A 16,370-nucleotide genomic window follows, 5' to 3' on the forward strand; every position below is an offset into this window, starting at 1 on the left:
TGTGATCATGCAACACCGGTCGGTGATGCTGGGGTGCATGACTGAGAAAACCGAGTACTGCACTGCCCGCCGTTCGATGTGGCGGCGGGCCGCCGACCACCTCGCCACCGGCTTCCCCCTCGGCAGGACACGACGCCACGAACACGCGCCGCCGCCGGGTGATACCGGCGCCGCAGCGTCGTCGGCCCCCGCCCTTGCCGAGGGTACGGAGCTCCCCGAGACGACGCTGTGGCGCATGCGGACGACCGTACGGGACGAGCCGGGCAGCCTGGCCGCGCTGTGCCAGGCGCTGGCCGCGCACCGGGTCGACATCCTGAGCCTGCAGACCCACCCGCTGTCGGACGGCACGGTGGACGAGTTCCTGCTGCGAGTGCCGGGCACACCGGAGCGGGGCGTACTGGCGGGCGCCGTGACCGCGGCGGGCGGCCGGGACACCTGGCTGGAACGCGCCGATGCCCATGATCTGGTCGACGCACCGGCCCGTATGCTGTCCCTGGCCACCCGAACGGCCCTGGACTCCGCCGAACTGCCTCTGGCGCTGCGGCAGTTGCTGGGCCGTTGCACCATCCACTCGGTACCCGCGCGCACGCTGAAGGGCGAGCCGCTGGCCGAACGAGTGCCGGACGACGGCGTACTTGAGGACCACACCATGAAGTTCCGCGACCCGTCCGGGGGTTCGCTCATCATCGAGCGGCCACAACTGCCCTTCACGCCCACCGAGTTCGCCCGGGTCCGGGCGCTGGTGGAGCTGGACACCCGGCTCGGCCAGCGGGTCCCGGAGCGCCGGGACACCCTCACCCTCCCCGAGGGCAACCACATCACCGTACGCCGCGCCGACCCCTCCGACCTGGCGGCAGCGCGCGAGATGCACGACCGCTGCTCGGAGCGGACGCTGTCGCTGCGCTACCACGGCCCGGTACAGGACTCCGCCCGTTACCTCGACCACCTGCTGAGCTCGCGGCACGGCCGCACGCTGGCCGTGGAGACCGCCTCCGGGCGGCTGGTGGCCCTCGGCCACCTCCTGTGGGACGGCGACGAGACCGAGGTGGCGCTGCTGGTGGAGGACGCGTGGCAGCGCCGCGGCATCGGCGCCGAGCTGCTGGAGCGGCTGGTCGGGATGGCCGCCGAAACGGGCAGCGAGAGCGTGTACGCGATCACACAGGCGTCCAACACCGGGATGGTGGCGGCCATGCGCGGCCTGGGGCTGCCGCTGGACTACCAGGTCGAGGAGGGCACGCTGGTGATCACGGCCCGGCCTGCGGGGCTGCGGCGCCGGCCGCAGCCGCGTACCGCCGACCGGCCGCTGCCGGTTCGCACCGAACGGGAGACGGCCGCCCGGCGCTGACGCCGCTGAGGCCGCTGAGCGCCCCGTCGAGGTCCTGCCACAGGTCCTCGACGTCCTCCAGGCCCACCGACATCCGCAGCAGTTGTTCGGAGATGCCGCCGGCCGTGCGGTCGGCGGCGTCGACGACGCGGTGGCTGATCGAGGCCGGGTGCTGAAGGAGCGTGTCGACGCTGCCGAGACTGACCGCCGGAGTGATCAGACGCACCCCGGCGGTCACCTCGTGCGGGTCCCCGCGCACCTCGAACGCGACCATCGCACCGCCGAGCTGCGGGTAGTGCACCCGGGACACCTGCGGGTGGCCGGCGAGCCGCCGGGCCAGCTCGGCCGCAGTGGCGGACGCGGCCCGCATCCGTACGGGAAGCGTGGCCAGCCCGCGCAGCAGCAGATAACCGGCGAGCGGGTGCAGCACGCCACCGGTGGTGAACCGCACCTGCCGCAGCCGCCGCGCGAACTCCTCGTCGCAGGCCACCACGCCGCCCAGCACATCGCCGTGGCCGCCGAGGTACTTGGTCGCGCTGTGCAGCACCAGCCGCGCGCCGGCCTCGGCGGGACGCTGCAGTACGGGAGTGGCAAAGGTGTTGTCGGCCAGCAGCGGCACGGAGCCGCAGGCGTGCGCGACCGCGGCGAGGTCAGTCTCCGCGAGCGTGGGATTGGCCGGGCTCTCGACCATGACCAGGCCGGTGTCGGGACGCATCGCGTCGGCGATGCCGGCCGGGCCGGTCCAGGTCACCTCGGTACCGAGCAGTCCACCGGACAGCAGGTGGTCGCTGCAGCCGTACAACGGGCGGACGGCCACGACGTGCCGCAGCCCTTCGGCATGCCGGACGAGGAGACAGGCGGTCAGGGCCGCCATGCCGCTGGCGAACGCAACGGCGGACTCGGTGCCTTCGAGGCGGGCGAGCGCGGCTTCGAAGCGGGCGACGGTGGGGTTGCCGAGCCGGCCGTAGACGGGCGGGCCCTCGAACTCGGCGCCGGTGGCGGCGAACTCATCGAGCCGCGCTGCCTCGCCGCGGCTGTCCGCCGAGGGATACGTGGTCGACAAATCCAGCGGGGCCGTGTGCAGGCCCTGCGCGGCGAGATCCTCGCGGCCCGCGTGCACTGCCTCCGTTGCAAGGGCGCGAGACAGGCGGTCGGGAGCGGTGACGGCGATGGTGGCGCGGTCCGGCCGCGCGGCTGATCGGCTCATGCTCCGATGCTGCTCGGGGGCGCTGACCGGATGGTCAACTTCCGTGTTACGTTCGGTACATGGCCGACTCTGTGCGTCTCGATCCGGTGGACCTGGAGATATTACGCCTGCTGCAGAACGACGCCCGGACCACATACCGCGACCTGGCCGCGTCGGTCGGCGTCGCGCCGTCGACCTGTCTGGACCGGGTGACCCGACTGCGCCGCAGTGGCGTGATCCTGGGGCACGAACTGCGCCTGGACCCCGCAAAGCTGGGCCGCGGGCTGCAGGCGCTGCTGTCCGTACAGGTACGTCCGCACCGCCGCGAGCTGGTCGGCCCCTTCGTCGAGCGCATCCGCTCGCTGCCCGAGGCGCTCTCCCTCTTCCACCTCACCGGGCCCGAGGACTACCTCGTCCACGTCGCCGTGCCGGACGCGGCCGCCCTCCAGCGGCTCGTGCTGGACGAGTTCACCGCCCGGCGCGAGGTGGCCAGGGTCGAGACCCGGCTGGTCTTCCAGCGCTGGACGTGCGGCCCGCTGCTGCCGCCGGCGGACGCGGTCGGCTGAGGGCCGCTGAGGCTCAGCGGGACCGGGCTACATCACCGAGCCCGGCGGCGCGATGACCAGCCGCAGATGCAGACGGGCGGCTCGGAGGCCGGAGTGAACGGTCATGCTGGGGCGGAGCAGTACCAGGCTGCCGCCCATGGAACGCAGCGCGCTCTGCACGCCGAGGAGGGTGTAGAGACCGGCGTTGTCGCAGGACGTGACGCCGGAGAGGTCCAGCCGGAGATGCCGCTTGCCGCCCGCCATGACCGCCGCGGTGGCGTCGCACAGCCCTGACACGCTGTCACCGTCGAGGACGCCCACCACGGCCAGCTTCGCCAGGGTGGGCGAGCCGGCGGGAACCGGCCACCGCTCGATCCGTACGCGCCTGTCGGTCGGGGTCTTGACGAGCATCCCGGCCGCCTCCCTTCAGCCGACTCACCGGTCGCACCGGCTCACGGCCCCCATGATGGCGCGGTGAGGTCGTCGTCAGGGCTCATCGATCGAAACCGACCGAAGAATTCCGTCACAGACCGTGACCGTGGCGGCGGCATGTGCCGGGGCCACGGTCACGGTGCGCATGCGCGCTGTCAGCCTCTGAGCCGCGCGTTGAACCCCTCGAAGATCTTGTAGAGGTCGAGGGCGCGGCGGCCGTACTCCACGGCGCCGTTGTATTCGGTGAGGATCTGCTGCCACTCCGCCCACACGTCGTGCCAGTCCTTCTCGTCCAGCTTCGGGTCGGGCAGCAGCCCCTTCTCATGGGCGAAGACACGGGCCGTGGATGAGCGAGTCAAGCGCGAGGACCTTGTCCAGCGACGCCTCGCTGCGGCGGCGGCACGGCCTCGTTCAACGCCTGGCGCGTCGCCTCGATGAGCTGCTTGGCCTCGCCCTCCCGCTGGTCGTAGCGCTCGGGGTAGGCGGAGACCTGCACCTTCTGGGCGAGCTGTCCGGCCGTGAACTCCGGGTTGTCCCGGTCGGCCACGACCGCGCGCTCGAAGAACTTGTGCGCCGCGTAGTTGACGTTCATGCACTGCGCCGCGGTGCCCCAGTCCTGGCTGGGCCGCTGCTGGAACACGCCGACCGAGTCCCGGTCGCCGTAGTTCAGGTTCTCCATGCCCGATTCGACGAGCGCCGCTTCGAAGGCGGCGAGCATGGCCTTGTCCGAGGCGTTCAGCTCCTTGCCGACCAGGTAGACCACCTTGGCCACCTCGGGATCGGGGCGCCCCTTGCCGGGGCCTGGCGGCGGTCCTTGCGGTGCCGGCTGTGGCACGTTCCCCTCCTGCCGTTGCTGTGGTGCCTTCTTGCCGGGCGCCTTGGCACCGTCGTTCTCGTCGTCGAACACATCGCGCACGTTGTCGGCGATGCGCTGTATGAAGCCCTCACGTTCGGGCATCGCGGCGTCCCCCAGTTCAGCCTCGGACCGAGGAGGGCCCGGGGCAAGACCACGTGACCCACGCCGCTTATGCAACATGTTGCAAAAGCGGCTCCGCTGGACTACAAACGAAGCTCGTCGGCACTGTGCGCGCGAGGAGACTTCGGATGAGCCCGTACCCCCACCTGCTGAGCCCGCTCGATCTTGGGTTCACCACCCTGCCCAACCGGGTCCTGATGGGCTCGATGCACCTCGGCCTGGAGGAGGCGCCCGGCGGTTTCGCGCGGATGGCCGCCTTCTACGCGGAGCGGGCGCGCGGCGGCGTCGGCCTCATCGTCACCGGCGGCGTCTCCCCCAACGAAGCCGGCTGCACGATGGACGGCGGCGCCAAGCTCACCACCGAGGCGGAGGCCGCCGAGCACGCGCAGGTGACCGAGGCGGTGCACCGCGAGGGCGGGAAGATCGCCATGCAGATCCTGCACACCGGGCGGTACGCCTTCAGCGAGAAGCTGGTGGCGCCCAGCGCGATACAGGCGCCCATCAACCCCTTCACCCCGCACGAGCTCACCGACGACGAGGTCGAGCAGACCATCGAGGACTACGTACGGGCCGCCGCGCTCGCGCAGCAGGCCGGGTACGACGGCGTCGAGATCATGGGCTCGGAGGGGTACCTGATCAACGAGTTCATCGCCGCGCCCACCAACCAGCGCACCGACCGCTGGGGCGGCAGTTACGAGAACCGCATCCGCTTCCCCGTCGAGATCGTGCGGCGCACCCGGGAGCGGGTCGGCCCGGACTTCATCCTGATCTACCGGCTGTCGATGCTCGACCTGGTGCCCGGCGGCTCGACCTACGACGAGGTCGTACAGCTCGCCAAGGAGGTCGAGGCGGCCGGTGCCACGATCATCAACACCGGCATCGGCTGGCACGAGGCCCGGATCCCGACCATCGCGACCTCCGTACCGCGTGGCGCGTTCTCCTGGGTGACCGAGAAGGTCATGGGTGCGGTGAAGATCCCGCTGATCACCACCAACCGCATCAACACCCCGGAGGTCGCCGAGCGGCTGCTCGCCGAGGGCCGCGCCGACATGGTGTCGATGGCCCGCCCGTTCCTGGCCGACCCCGGCTTCGTCGCCAAGGCCCGCGAGGGCCGCGCCGACGCGATCAACACCTGCATCGGCTGCAACCAGGCGTGCCTGGACCACATCTTCTCCGGGCAGCTCACCTCCTGCCTGGTCAACCCGCGGGCCTGCCACGAGACCGAGCTGAGCCTCTCCCCCACCCGGCGCCGCAAGGAGCTGGCCGTGGTCGGCGCGGGCCCGGCGGGCCTGGCGTTCGCGGTCTCCGCGGCCGAGCGCGGGCACGGCGTGACGCTGTTCGACGCCGCCGCTGAGATCGGCGGGCAGTTGAATGTCGCCCGCCGCATCCCGGGCAAGGAGGAGTTCAACGAGACGCTGCGGTACTTCCGTACGCGGCTGGAAGAGCTGAAGATCGACGTGCGGCTGGGCGCGGCCGTGACCGCCGAGGAGCTGGGCGCGGGCGGGTACGACGAGATCGTGGTCGCGGCCGGTGTCACCCCGCGCACCCCGGACATTCCCGGCATCGATCACCCCAGCGTCGTCAGCTACCTCGACGTGCTCAGCGGCCGGGTCGAGGCCGGGCGGACGGTGGCGATCGTCGGCGCCGGCGGTATCGGCTTCGATGTGGCGGAGTTCCTGACGGACGGCGGGGAGCAGGCGAGCCTGGACCCGGCGGCGTTCTTCGCGCAGTGGGGCGTGGACACCTCGTACGAGGACCGCGGCGGGCTCAAGGCGCCGGTGCGGGCGCCCGCGGCGCGCACGGTCCACCTCCTGCAGCGCAAGACCGGCAAGGTCGGCGCGGGGCTGGGCAAGACGACCGGCTGGATCCACCGCACGGAGCTGCGGCACCGCGGTGTGACCATGGTGCCGGGCGCCACGTACGAGCGCATCGACGACGAGGGGCTGCACATCACCGTCGACGGCGAGAAGTCCGTCCTCGCGGCCGACACGATCGTGCTGTGCGCGGGCCAGGAGCCGCGCCGCGAGCTGTACGACGCGCTGGTGGCGGCCGGGCACACCGCGCACGTGATCGGCGGCGCCGACGTGGCCGCGGAGCTGGACGCCAAGCGCGCGATTCTGCAGGGCACGCGGCTGGCGGCGGACATCTGAGGGCGGCTTAGGATCGTGGGTACCGGGGGCCGTACAGGCCACCGGTACCCACACCCCGGCAGCGCACGACCGCCACCCAGGAAGGCACCGCCATGTCCCTCCCCCACGCGATCCTCACAGCCCTGCTGGAGAAGCCGTCGTCGGGGCTGGAGCTGACGCGGCGGTTCGACCGGTCCATCCGGTACTTCTGGTCCGCGACCCACCAGCAGATCTACCGGGATCTGCGCAAGCTGGAGGAGTCGGGGCTGATCCACGCCCTGCCGCAGGCGCAGCCCTCCCGCGGCCAGAAGCGGGAGTACGAGGTGCTGCCGGCCGGCCGGGAGGCGCTCACCGCGTGGGTGGCGGAGCGGCAGGATCCCCGGGCCATGCGTGACCCGCTGCTGCTGCGGCTGCGGGCCGCCGCCGTGGTCGGCGCGACCGGCCTGACGGCAGAGTTCCGTCGCCATCTCGCGCTGCACGAGGCGCAGTTGGCGGAGTACCACGAGATCGAGGCGCGCGATTTCCCGCCGGAGAAGACGGCGGAGGCGGACCGGCTGCAGCATCTCGTGCTGCGCGCCGGTATCGCCCAGGAGAGTTTCTGGGTTCAGTGGCTGACCGAGTCCCTCGCCGAACTGGAAGCGCTGGAGAGCCGGCCCGATGCGGGCTGATCAGTCCAGCCCGCCGCGCTTGACGAGCTGTGCGGCGATGACGTTCCGCTGGATCTCGTTGGTGCCCTCGCCGACGATCATCAGCGGTGCGTCGCGGAAGTACCGCTCGACGTCGTACTCGGTCGAGTAGCCGTAACCGCCGTGGATCCGGACGGCGTTGAGGGCGATCTCCATCGCCGTCTCGGAGGCGAAGAGCTTGGCCATGCCGGCTTCCATGTCGACCCGGCGGTCGGCGTCCGCCTCGCGGGCCGCGTGCAGGGTGAGCTGCCGGGCGGCGGTCAGCTTGGTTGCCATGTCGGCGAGGTGGTTGCCGACGGACTGGTGCTTCCAGATCGGCTTGCCGAAGGATTCGCGCTCCTGGGCGTATGCGAGGGAGTCTTCCAGTGCGGCCCGGCCCACGCCCAGCGCACGCGCCGCGACCTGGAGGCGTCCGGTCTCCAGGCCCTTCATCATCTGGGCGAAGCCCTTGCCCTCGACGCCGCCGAGCAACGCGTCGGGCGCGGCACGGTAGTTGTCGAAGGACAGCTCGCAGCTCTCGACGCCCTTGTAGCCGAGCTTGGGCAGGTCGCGGGAGACGGTGAGGCCCGGGCCGTGCTCGACGAGGAGGATGGAGATGCCCTGGTGGGCGGGGGTGGCGTCGGGGTCGGTCTTGCAGAGCAGGGCGATCAGCCCGGAGCGGCGTGCGTTGGTGATCCAGGTTTTGCTGCCGTTGACGAGATAACCCTGCTCGTCCTTACGGGCGTTGGTGAGCATGGCCTGGAGGTCGGAGCCGCCGCCCGGCTCGGTGAGCGCCATGGTCGCGCGGATCTCGCCGGTGGCCAGCTTCGGCAAGTACCGCTGCTTCTGCTCCTCCGTGCCGAAGTGCAGCAGCAGCTTGGCGACGACGGTGTGGCCGCCCATCGCGCCGGCCAGGCTCATCCAGCCGCGCGCCAGCTCCTCGGTGACCAGGACGTAGTAGGGCGTGGAGACCTTGGTACCGCCGTACTCCTCGGGGATGGCGAGCCCGTAGATGCCGAGCTCCTTCATCTTCTCGATGAGCGCTTCGGGGTAGGTGTTGGCGTGCTCGAGTTCCTGGACGACGGGTTTGACGTCCTTGTTCACGAAGTCGTGCACGGTCTCGACGACGAACCGCTCGTCCTCGGGGAGGGTGTCCAGGGTGCTCATGCGGGTCCCTTCGGTGAATCCGGAGTCAGATGACGGAGTCGGATGACGGGGTCAGATGACGGAGTCGGCGCGGAGGGCCGCGAGGTCGTCGGGCGTGCGGCCGAGTGCGGTGAGGATGGCGTCGGTGTGTTCGCCGACGGCCGGTACGGGGTCCATGCGGGCGGTGAGTCCGGCGAGGTCGGCGGGCGGAAGGAGGGCCTGCACGGTGGCGCCGGGGACGGCGACCTCGCGCCAGCGGTCGCGGCCTTCGAGGACCGGGTGGTCGAGGAATTCGGCGACGGAGTTGACGCCGGCGTTGGCGACGCCGATCTCCTCCAGGACCTTCATGATGTCGGCGGCGTCGGAGCGGGCGAAGCGCTCGGCGACGATCGCGTTGAGCTCGTCGCGGTGGGTGACACGGTCGGAGCCGGTGGCGAACCGCGGGTCGTCGGTCAGCTCGGGCCGGCCGAGGAACTCCCGGCACAGTGCGGCCCATTCGCGCTCGTTCTGGATGGAGAAGAGCACGTCCTTGCCGTCGGCCGCGGTGTAGGCGCCGTACGGGGCGATGGTGGCGTGCTGGGTGCCGACGCGCGGCGGCTGGCTGCCGCTGTGCCGAGTGTAGTAGGCGGGCTGGCTCATCCACTCCGCGAGCGCCTCGAAGAGGGAGACCTCGACGGGCCGGACGACACCGGTCGTGGCGCGCGCGAAGAGCGCCGTCAGGATGCCGCTGTAGGCGTACATCCCTGCCGAGATGTCGGCGACGGACACGCCGACCCGAGCGGCCTCGTCGGCGCTGCCGGTGAGCGAGACCAGTCCGGTCTGGCACTGGACGAGCAGGTCGTACGCCTTGCGGTCGGCCCAGGGGCCGCTGGTGCCGTAGCCGGAGACCGTACAGGGGATCAGCCGCGGGTAGCGGGCGGTGAGTGCGTCGGCGCCGAGGCCGAGGCGGTCGGCGGCGCCGGGGGCGAGATTCTGTACGAACACATCGGCGTCGGCGAGGAGTTGGTGGAGTATCTCGCGGCCGCGCTCGTCCTTGAGGTCGAGGGTGAGGCTCTCCTTGGAGCGGTTCAGCCAGACGAAGTAACTGGAGTGGCCGTGGACCGTGGTGTCGTAGCGGCGGGCGAAGTCGCCGTCCCCCGGGCGCTCGATCTTGATGACGCGGGCGCCGAGGTCGGCGAGCTGGCGGGTGGCGAAGGGGGCCGCCACAGCCTGCTCGATGCTGACGACGGTGATGCCTTCGAGGGGGCGCTGCTGATCCTGCATCAGTACTCCTTGCCTGTACGGCCGTTGGCGGCGGGGAACGCCGTCCGCATCAGCTCGGCCGCGCCCTCCCACGTGATGCCCGCGAGCAGCTCCGGTACGTCGGGGCCGCAGGCGGCGAACTTGGCGCGCAGTTCGTCGTCGGTGGGCGGGCGCTGCGGGGAGCCGGGCGGCAGGGCCAGCGCGGAGTGCAGGGCGGTGCCGTCGGCGAAGTCGAGGCGGAGGGCGACCTCGCCGTCGAGGAGGGTGGTGGTTTCGCCGGGCCGCCGGTCGACGGTGACCCGGCGGAGGAGCTGCTGTGCCTCGGGGCGGTTCACGGCGTCGTCGGTGAAGCTGTCGAAGCCGGGGTAGGCGTCGAGGAGCGCGGTGGCGACGGCGTACGGCATGGAGAACTTGCCCTCCAGGCCGGTGGCGGGCCGGTCGTGGAGCAGGGGGTGGACGGTGCCCGCCGGGGTGGTGACGGTGACGCCCGTCAGCTCGCCGACCGCCTTGTCGTGGAGCTCGCGGATCTCGCGGATCTCTCGGAGTGCGGCGATCGGCCGCTGCATGGCGTAGCAGCAGGGGTACATCTTGATCGCGAGGCCGCCGGGGACGGCCGGGGCCGCGGGGAATTCGGTGGCCGGGGTGCCGCCAACGCGCTCCAGCCAGGCGTCCAGGGCGCGCGGGTCGGCGGTGGCGCCCGCCTGCGCGAGCCGCGCGGCCCGTACACCGGCGTCCGCGGCGAAGCCCACCTGCAGGGACTTGCTGTGCGTACCGAACGCCTCCTGCACGCCGCCGGCCGCGGGCACGGCGAGCGCCATCGCGGTGGCGAGCCTCTCGGGGCCGAGTCCGAGGGCGACGCCGGCCGCGACGGCGGCGGCCGGGGCGCCCGCGGTGCAGGTCGCGTGCCAGCCGCTCGCGTAGTGCCCCCAGCCGAGCATCGCGCCGAGCCGGGCCATGACGCCGGCGCCCGCGAGATAGGCGCGCGCGTCGCCGCCGGCGGCGAGCACGGCCGGGACGGTGACCACGGAGATATGGGTGGTGCTCTCGATGTGCAGGTCGTCAAAGTCCAGTACGTGTGCCATGGCCGCCCAGCGGGCCGCGTCCGGGAGCGGCGCCGCGATCGGCTGCAGTGGGTGCGCGCGGGCGGCCAGGGCGACGGCGACGGTGTCGGCCAGCGCGCGGCCGGCGAGCGCCAGGTCGTCGGGGTCTGCCCGGTGGTCGTGGGCCCACTGGGCGAGGGCTCGGGCGGCGGTCTCCGAAGCGGTCATGCGGTCCCCTCCGTGATGCGGCGACCGCCGGCGGTCCGGCCGACGGCTCCTCTGCCGCAGATTTGTACGGCCAAATGATCGCCGTGTCAACGGTGCCGGACGGGCCTCGGAATCCCCTGTCCATCCTTGAACAGTGGCCCCTTGACGCCGCCGTGAGCCGGGCCACAGAATGCCGACGCCGTACGCCATACGTCACACGGGAAGCCGCTTTGTACGTAACGATGGTGTACATGTCCGCGCTAAATGGCCGCCTGTTTCTGGGAAGGAGCCCCCATGCCCGGCGCCCCCGCCGACCTCGGCGTCCTCGAAGAGACCGCCCGTAGCTGGCATCCGGCCGACACCAGCGCCACCGATCCCCTCGCCCCGGCCCCGGTCGCCGCGCTCTCCGCCGTGCTGGACCTGCCGGAGCCGGTGGCCGCCGCCGGGCAGCCGCTGCCGCCGCTGTGGCACTGGCTGCACTTCCTGGGCTGGGCCCGGCAGAGCGAGCTGGGCCCGGACGGGCATCTGCGCGACGGTCACTTCCTGCCGCCGCTGCCCGAGCGGCGCCGGATGTTCGCGGGCGGCCGCCTGGAGGTGCGTACGCCCCTGACCGTGGGCCGCCCCGCCGAGCAGACCAGCGGCGTGGCCAAGATCGAGGCCAAGAAGGGCCGCACCGGCGGACTGCTGTTCGTCACCGTACGCAGCGAGTTCCGGCAGGACGGCGAGGTGCGGGTGGCCGAGGAGCAGGACATCGTCTACCGCAGCGGCGGGGACGCTCCCGTACCGGACCGGCTCACGCTCGACCTCGCTGCCGAGCCGCAGAGCGACGCGCCGTGGCAGTCGCCGTGGACCACCGACCCGGCCGTCCTCTTCCGCGTCAGCGCGCTGACCGCCAACGCGCACCGCATCCACTACGACGAGCCCTACGTCACCGGCGTCGAGGGCTACCCGGGCCTGGTCGTGCACGGCCCGCTGCTCGTCCTGCAGATGCTGGAGCTGGTCCGCCGCCGCGCGCCCGAGCGCACCGTCCGCACCCTCTCCTACCGGCTGCGCACCCCGGCGTTCTGCGGCGAGCGGCTGCTGTCCTGCGGCACGCCGTTCGAGGACGGCGCCGCGTCGGGCGTGCGGCTCTCGGTCGCCGGGCCGCGCGCGGCGGAGCACGCCACGGCGGAGGTGACGTTCGCATGACCGGCACCGAGGCACCCTCGTCCGGGCAGCCGACCGAGGCACCCTCGTACGCGCAGGCGCTCGCCGCGGCGCGCAGCCTGCTCTTCGTCCCCGGCCACCGCGCCGACCGGTTCGCGAAGGCGGCCGCGGCGGGCGCGGACGGGGTGATCGTGGACCTGGAGGACGCGGTCGCGCCGGACGGGAAGGACGCCGCGCGGGACGACGTGGCCATGTGGCTGGCGGGCGGCGCGCGGGCCGTGGTGCGGGTCAACGCGCACGGCACCGAGTGGTTCGAGGCCGATCTGGCGATGGCGGCGGCGCACGGCGCGCCCGTCATGCTGCCCAAGGCCGAGGACCCCGCCGTCCTTGCGTCCATCGCCTGCCGTACGGGTGGCCGCAGCCCGGTACTGGCGCTGATCGAGACCGCGGCCGGGGTGGAGAACGCCGCCGCGCTGTGCCGCGCCCCGAACCTCGTCCGGGCCGCGTTCGGCAATATCGACCTGGCGGCCCAGCTCGGCGTGGACCCCGACGACCACCAGGCACTGGCGTACGCGCGCTCGCGCGTGGTCTGCGCCTCGGCGGCGGCCGGGCTCGCGCCGCCGCTCGACGGCGTCACGGCGGCTCTCTCGGCCGACGGCCCGCTGCCGTCGGACATCGCGCACGCCCGGAGGATGGGCTTCGCCGGCAAGCTCTGCATCCACCCGCGTCAACTCGACGCCGTACACGAAGGGTTCACTCCATCGGCGGCCGAACAGGACTGGGCGCGGCGCGTACTGACGGCGGGCGAGGCGGTCACCGTGGTCGACGGGCAGATGGTGGACCGCCCGGTACTGGAGCGGGCCCGCCGCATCCTGCGGGCGACCGGCGGCTGAGCGGCCGTCCCCGCAGGTGACCCGCCCGTTGCGCGGCCGATAAGCTGGCCGTCTTCCTGTCCGGCCTGTCCGGACCACGCAAACTGTCCGACCTATCCGAACGGCGACGAGGATGTGATGGCGGCCAACAAGCCGGCCCGTGGGCGGTCCGCGTACCAGCAGCTCGCGGACGACCTGCGCACGGATCTCGCGGGCGACCGGTACCCCAAGGGGGTGCGGCTGCCGACGGAGGCCGAGCTGGCCGAGACGTACCGAGTCAGCCGCCAGACGGTGCGCCGCGCCTTCCACGATCTGGTCGCCGAGGGCCTGGTGTACCGGGTCCCCGGGCGCGGCACGTTCGCCGCGCCGCGCGACGGCCGGTACCTCCGCAGGTTCGGCTCGGTGGACGATCTGATGGGGCTGTCCCTGGACACCACCATGCAGCTCTCCAGCCCGCTGCGGCGGCGCGTGGACATCGACGCGGCCGGGCGGCTGCGGCTGGACAGCGACATGGTGCACACCCTCGCCTTCCGCCGGTTCCACGACGACGTGCCGTTCTGCCACACCACGGTGTGGCTGCCGCCGGACGTCGGCGAGACGCTGACCGATGTGGATCAGCTCACCGAGACCGGCGCGCGCTCCACGTTCACCATCATCGGCCTGCTGGACGACCGGCTGGACTCGCCGATCACGGAGGCCGAGCAGTCGATCACGGTCGCGCCGGCGCCGGACGCCGTCGCGGAGGAGCTGGCGTGCGAGCCGCACCACCCGCTGCTGCGCATCGATCGCCTCTACACAACCTCCGAAGGCCGACGCGTCGAGCTCGCCATCAGCTACTTCCTGCCGGAGCAGTACTCCTACCGGGTGCGCCTGCGCCGCTGACGGTCGGTCATGTAGCGGCGGGCGGGCGGTTGTTCAGGATGCGCTGGAAGAGCCGGATGTCCTGCCACTCGCCGTTGATGTGGAGGTAACGCGGCGCGACGCCGTAGGGCTCGAAGCCGCACTTCTCCAGGACGCGCTGCGAGCCGACGTTGTGCAGCAGCGTGCCCGCTTCGAGGCGGTGCAGCCCGCCCTCCTCGTCGGCGTACCGGGCGACCGCCTCGACGGCCGCGCTCGCCAGGCCCTTCCCGGCGTGGTCGACGTCGATCCAGTAACCGAGCTTCCCACTGCAGGACGGGCCGTAATGGATGCCGGACAGGGTGATCACGCCGACGATCCGGGGGCCGTCCGTCAGCACCCACAGCGCCATTCGCCCGGCTTCCCGCTCCGCCAACTGGCCCATGAGCCGGGCATGTTGACCCTCGACGGTGTAGAAATCCTCGCCCCGCCGCGGGTCCCAGGGGCGCAGGTGCTCGCGGTTGTGCAGATACGCCGCGAGCAACGCCTCGGCGTCGGTGGCGGCGGCCGGCCGCATGACGACACCGCCCGGCAGAACATATGTGTCACTGACCATGCCCGTCACAGTAACCCCGTCGCGCGTCACTCCGGATCACGCGGTGCGCGGAGGAACGCGGCGGTGTAGTCCGCCAGTTGCGATCGCATTGCCTCGCGCGGCACGCGCTCCTCGCCCGCCAGGTGCTCGACGAGGTCGGCGCGGACGGCGGCGAGTAGCGCATGGGCGGCGAAACCGCTGTCGGGGAGGCCGGGAAGCTGCTCCAGCATGTCCCGGAGCAGCGCGTGCCAGCGCTCGTAGTGCGCTGCCTGGTAGGGGCTGCCGCTGCCGGTGCCCTCCAGGGCCAGGGCGAGGTGGCGGTTGTCGAGCTTGAAGCAGAGGAGGGCATCGAGCAGGGCGGGTACGCGCTGGAGCGGCGGGGTGGCGGGTCCCAGTGGTGGCGGGCCCGTTTCGACGGCCTCCTCGACCGGTTCGAGCCGCGCCGCGTACAGCGCTCCGATCAGGCCGACGCGGTCACCGAAGGCGCGGAAGAGCGTGCCCTTGCCGACGCCGGCCGCTGCCGCGATGTCGGCCATGGTGACGTCGTCGGGGCTCGCGCAGTCGGTGAACAGGGTGTCGGCGGCCGCGAGGACGGCCGCCCGGTTGCGGGCTGCGTCCTTGCGGGGCTTGCGCTCGGGCACGCAGCTCCTCCTTTACAAAGCGGACCACGGGTCCGTATCTTTCATAAGCGGACCCCGGGTCCGTATTCTAGGAGATTCTTTGAACGAGGGGACACCCATGCCCGTACACACTTCACCGGCGGAGCTGTACCGCCACAGCCTGCGTCTGCTGCTCGACAAGGACATTCCCGCCTGGGTCGACCTCTGGGCCGAGGAGGGCGTCATGGAATTCCCCTTCGCGCCCGAGGGGTGGCCCCGGCGCCTGGACGGGAAGGCGGCCGTCGCCGACTACATGCGCCACTATCCCGACCACATCGACCTGCACGACTTCCCCGACCTGCGGATTCACCGGACCGAGGACCCGGAGACCATCGTGGTCGAAATGCTCGGCGTGGGCCGCCTGGTGGCGACCGGCAAGCCCTTCGACATGACGTACATCGCCGTCGTGACCGTACGGGAGGGACGCATCACCTCTTACCGCGACTACTGGAACCCCCTCGCAGTCCTCGAGCCCGGCGCCGACTTCGGGGGGAGCACCCGATGAGCACGGAGCATGCGACGACCAGCGCCGGCACCACACTGGTCATCGGTGCCACCGGCACCACCGGCGGCCGTACCGCCGCGCAGTTGATCGCCGCGGGCCATCGCGTCAAGGCCGCCAGCCGTCGTGGCACGCCGGTCCCGGGCGCCGAGCCGGTCCGCTTCGACTGGTACGACCCCGCCACGCACGCCACGGCGCTCGACGGGGCCGATCGCCTCTACCTCGTACCGCCCGTGGGCGACCCCGACCCGGCCGCGGTCATGCTGCCCTTCCTCCGGCAGGCCCGCGCCGCCGGCGTGCGCCGCGCGGTGCTGCTCAGCTCCTCGGCCATTCCCGAGGGCGGCCCGGTGGTGGGCGTCGTCCACCAGGCGCTGCCCGGTCTGTTCGACGAGTGGGCCGTGCTGCGGCCTTCCTGGTTCATGCAGAACTTCACCGGCTCGCACGCCCACGCCGACAGCATCCGGGAAAGCGGCACGATCCTGACCGCCGCCGGGAACGGCCGGGTCGGCTTCGTGGACGCCGACGACATCGCCGCCGTCGCCGTGCGCGCCCTCACCGATGACCGCGCGCCGAACACCGACCTGATCCTCACCGGGCCGGAGGCACTGACCTACGACGACATCGCCACGGTCATGACCGAGGTCGGCGGGCGGCCCGTGGCCCACCGCCGGCTGTCCTACGACCAGTTGTGCGCTCACCTCGCGGCACAGGTACCGCCGGAGTTCGCCGCGATGCTGGCCGGTATGGACCGTGCCATCGCCCAGGGCGCGGAGGACCGCGTCACCGACGCCGTCCAGCGCCTCACCGGGCGCCCGCCCCACGGCTTCCGCGAGGTCGCGGAGCGGGAGCGGGCGCACGGCCGGTGAT

18 protein-coding genes are annotated in these 16,370 nt (G+C 72.1%); 9 read left to right on the plus strand and 9 right to left on the minus strand.

The window, feature by feature from the left end:
* The first annotated feature begins 76 nt into the window (after positions 1-76).
* Positions 77-1,345, plus strand: coding sequence for a GNAT family N-acetyltransferase (locus IF04_RS0123515; protein ID WP_425428445.1), 1,269 nt, complete (start codon positions 77-79; stop codon positions 1,343-1,345).
* Here the strand turns inward: IF04_RS0123515 and IF04_RS0123520 are convergent.
* Positions 1,245-2,531: a trans-sulfuration enzyme family protein gene (locus IF04_RS0123520; protein WP_078600686.1), complete on the minus strand. Its 1,287-nt coding sequence runs from the start codon at positions 2,529-2,531 to the stop codon at positions 1,245-1,247. The two genes, IF04_RS0123515 and IF04_RS0123520, sit on opposite strands and share 101 nt — an antisense overlap.
* Before the next feature lie 59 nt (positions 2,532-2,590).
* Here IF04_RS0123520 and IF04_RS0123525 point away from each other — a divergent pair, with 59 nt between their 5' ends.
* Positions 2,591-3,076 (plus strand): Lrp/AsnC family transcriptional regulator, encoded by a 486-nt coding sequence (locus IF04_RS0123525; protein WP_030261380.1) that lies wholly within the window; start codon positions 2,591-2,593, stop codon positions 3,074-3,076.
* Between the two features lie 27 nt (positions 3,077-3,103).
* On the opposite strand, the gene IF04_RS0123530 is transcribed toward IF04_RS0123525, so the two are convergent.
* The 3 genes from IF04_RS0123530 to IF04_RS36735 form a co-directional block, all read right to left on the minus strand.
* Complete coding sequence (locus IF04_RS0123530; protein WP_030261382.1) at positions 3,104-3,466, minus strand: STAS domain-containing protein; 363 nt, start codon at positions 3,464-3,466, stop codon at positions 3,104-3,106.
* Between the two features lie 176 nt (positions 3,467-3,642).
* A complete protein-coding gene (locus IF04_RS0123535) occupies positions 3,643-3,846 on the minus strand; it encodes a hypothetical protein (protein WP_030261384.1) in 204 nt (67 codons plus the stop codon).
* Positions 3,843-4,445 carry a hypothetical protein gene (locus IF04_RS36735; protein WP_051831494.1) on the minus strand — a complete coding sequence of 201 codons (603 nt, stop codon included), beginning with the start codon at positions 4,443-4,445 and terminating at the stop codon, positions 3,843-3,845. The genes IF04_RS0123535 and IF04_RS36735 overlap by 4 nt, the downstream gene beginning before the upstream one ends.
* Positions 4,446-4,591: 146 nt before the next feature.
* Here IF04_RS36735 and IF04_RS0123545 point away from each other — a divergent pair, with 146 nt between their 5' ends.
* Positions 4,592-6,613 carry an oxidoreductase gene (locus IF04_RS0123545; RefSeq protein ID WP_030261387.1) on the plus strand — a complete coding sequence of 674 codons (2,022 nt, stop codon included), beginning with the start codon at positions 4,592-4,594 and terminating at the stop codon, positions 6,611-6,613.
* A gap of 92 nt (positions 6,614-6,705) precedes the next feature.
* Positions 6,706-7,260: a PadR family transcriptional regulator gene (locus IF04_RS0123550; RefSeq protein ID WP_030261388.1), complete on the plus strand. Its 555-nt coding sequence runs from the start codon at positions 6,706-6,708 to the stop codon at positions 7,258-7,260.
* Here the strand turns inward: IF04_RS0123550 and IF04_RS0123555 are convergent, their stop codons facing one another.
* Genes IF04_RS0123555 through IF04_RS0123565 form a run of 3 tightly spaced genes read right to left on the minus strand, consistent with a single transcriptional unit; the run spans position 7,261 to position 10,913 of the window.
* The gene (locus tag IF04_RS0123555; protein ID WP_030261389.1) at positions 7,261-8,424 is read right to left on the minus strand and encodes an acyl-CoA dehydrogenase family protein; all 1,164 of its coding nucleotides are present in this window, start codon (positions 8,422-8,424) and stop codon (positions 7,261-7,263) included. It abuts the gene before it with no gap.
* 51 nt (positions 8,425-8,475) lie between these two features.
* Complete coding sequence (locus tag IF04_RS0123560) at positions 8,476-9,666, minus strand: CaiB/BaiF CoA transferase family protein (protein ID WP_030261391.1); 1,191 nt, start codon at positions 9,664-9,666, stop codon at positions 8,476-8,478.
* A complete protein-coding gene (locus tag IF04_RS0123565; protein ID WP_030261393.1) occupies positions 9,666-10,913 on the minus strand; it encodes an MmgE/PrpD family protein in 1,248 nt (415 codons plus the stop codon). Before IF04_RS0123565 ends, IF04_RS0123560 begins: the two co-directional genes overlap by 1 nt.
* 273 nt (positions 10,914-11,186) lie before the next feature.
* On the opposite strand from IF04_RS0123565, the gene IF04_RS0123570 reads away from it, so the two are divergent.
* The 3 genes from IF04_RS0123570 (at position 11,187) to IF04_RS0123580 (ending at position 13,792) form a co-directional block, all read left to right on the plus strand.
* Positions 11,187-12,080 (plus strand): HTD2 family dehydratase, encoded by an 894-nt coding sequence (locus IF04_RS0123570; protein ID WP_030261395.1) that lies wholly within the window; start codon positions 11,187-11,189, stop codon positions 12,078-12,080.
* A complete protein-coding gene (locus tag IF04_RS0123575; RefSeq protein ID WP_051831495.1) occupies positions 12,077-12,931 on the plus strand; it encodes an HpcH/HpaI aldolase/citrate lyase family protein in 855 nt (284 codons plus the stop codon). Before IF04_RS0123570 ends, IF04_RS0123575 begins: the two co-directional genes overlap by 4 nt.
* Positions 12,932-13,048: 117 nt before the next feature.
* Positions 13,049-13,792, plus strand: coding sequence for a GntR family transcriptional regulator (locus tag IF04_RS0123580; RefSeq protein WP_030261399.1), 744 nt, complete (start codon positions 13,049-13,051; stop codon positions 13,790-13,792).
* A 7-nt stretch (positions 13,793-13,799) separates the two neighbouring features.
* On the opposite strand, the gene IF04_RS0123585 is transcribed toward IF04_RS0123580, so the two are convergent.
* Both IF04_RS0123585 and IF04_RS0123590 read right to left on the minus strand, forming a co-directional pair.
* A complete protein-coding gene (locus IF04_RS0123585; RefSeq protein WP_030261401.1) occupies positions 13,800-14,363 on the minus strand; it encodes a GNAT family N-acetyltransferase in 564 nt (187 codons plus the stop codon).
* 26 nt (positions 14,364-14,389) lie between these two features.
* Entirely contained in the window at positions 14,390-14,983 is a 594-nt protein-coding gene (locus IF04_RS0123590) for a TetR/AcrR family transcriptional regulator (protein ID WP_030261403.1), read from the minus strand.
* Positions 14,984-15,080: 97 nt separating this feature from the next.
* Here IF04_RS0123590 and IF04_RS0123595 point away from each other — a divergent pair, with 97 nt between their 5' ends.
* Together IF04_RS0123595 and IF04_RS0123600 are read left to right on the plus strand one after the other, a co-directional pair.
* Positions 15,081-15,506, plus strand: coding sequence for a nuclear transport factor 2 family protein (locus IF04_RS0123595; RefSeq protein WP_030261406.1), 426 nt, complete (start codon positions 15,081-15,083; stop codon positions 15,504-15,506).
* On the plus strand, positions 15,503-16,369 hold the full coding sequence (locus IF04_RS0123600) for an NmrA family NAD(P)-binding protein (RefSeq protein ID WP_030261409.1): 867 nt from the start codon (positions 15,503-15,505) through the stop codon (positions 16,367-16,369). The genes IF04_RS0123595 and IF04_RS0123600 overlap by 4 nt, the downstream gene beginning before the upstream one ends.
* Position 16,370: the final 1 nt, after the last annotated feature.

The organism is Streptomyces violens, from assembly GCF_000717745.1.
Taxonomy (GTDB): domain Bacteria; phylum Actinomycetota; class Actinomycetes; order Streptomycetales; family Streptomycetaceae; genus Streptomyces; species Streptomyces violens.

What these genes read in the sequence shown, in the direction of transcription:
- IF04_RS0123515 (WP_425428445.1), top strand. Translation starts at nt 77, where the DNA reads ATGTGGCGGCGGGCCGCCGACCACCTCGCCACCGGCTTCCCCCTCGGC.
- IF04_RS0123520 (WP_078600686.1), bottom strand. Translation starts at nt 2,531, where the DNA reads ATGAGCCGATCAGCCGCGCGGCCGGACCGCGCCACCATCGCCGTCACC.
- IF04_RS0123525 (WP_030261380.1), top strand. Translation starts at nt 2,591, where the DNA reads ATGGCCGACTCTGTGCGTCTCGATCCGGTGGACCTGGAGATATTACGC.
- IF04_RS0123530 (WP_030261382.1), bottom strand. Translation starts at nt 3,466, where the DNA reads ATGCTCGTCAAGACCCCGACCGACAGGCGCGTACGGATCGAGCGGTGG.
- IF04_RS36735 (WP_051831494.1), bottom strand. Translation starts at nt 4,445, where the DNA reads ATGCCCGAACGTGAGGGCTTCATACAGCGCATCGCCGACAACGTGCGC.
- IF04_RS0123545 (WP_030261387.1), top strand. Translation starts at nt 4,592, where the DNA reads ATGAGCCCGTACCCCCACCTGCTGAGCCCGCTCGATCTTGGGTTCACC.
- IF04_RS0123550 (WP_030261388.1), top strand. Translation starts at nt 6,706, where the DNA reads ATGTCCCTCCCCCACGCGATCCTCACAGCCCTGCTGGAGAAGCCGTCG.
- IF04_RS0123555 (WP_030261389.1), bottom strand. Translation starts at nt 8,424, where the DNA reads ATGAGCACCCTGGACACCCTCCCCGAGGACGAGCGGTTCGTCGTCGAG.
- IF04_RS0123560 (WP_030261391.1), bottom strand. Translation starts at nt 9,666, where the DNA reads ATGCAGGATCAGCAGCGCCCCCTCGAAGGCATCACCGTCGTCAGCATC.
- IF04_RS0123565 (WP_030261393.1), bottom strand. Translation starts at nt 10,913, where the DNA reads ATGACCGCTTCGGAGACCGCCGCCCGAGCCCTCGCCCAGTGGGCCCAC.
- IF04_RS0123570 (WP_030261395.1), top strand. Translation starts at nt 11,187, where the DNA reads ATGCCCGGCGCCCCCGCCGACCTCGGCGTCCTCGAAGAGACCGCCCGT.
- IF04_RS0123575 (WP_051831495.1), top strand. Translation starts at nt 12,077, where the DNA reads ATGACCGGCACCGAGGCACCCTCGTCCGGGCAGCCGACCGAGGCACCC.
- IF04_RS0123580 (WP_030261399.1), top strand. Translation starts at nt 13,049, where the DNA reads ATGGCGGCCAACAAGCCGGCCCGTGGGCGGTCCGCGTACCAGCAGCTC.
- IF04_RS0123585 (WP_030261401.1), bottom strand. Translation starts at nt 14,363, where the DNA reads ATGGTCAGTGACACATATGTTCTGCCGGGCGGTGTCGTCATGCGGCCG.
- IF04_RS0123595 (WP_030261406.1), top strand. Translation starts at nt 15,081, where the DNA reads ATGCCCGTACACACTTCACCGGCGGAGCTGTACCGCCACAGCCTGCGT.
- IF04_RS0123600 (WP_030261409.1), top strand. Translation starts at nt 15,503, where the DNA reads ATGAGCACGGAGCATGCGACGACCAGCGCCGGCACCACACTGGTCATC.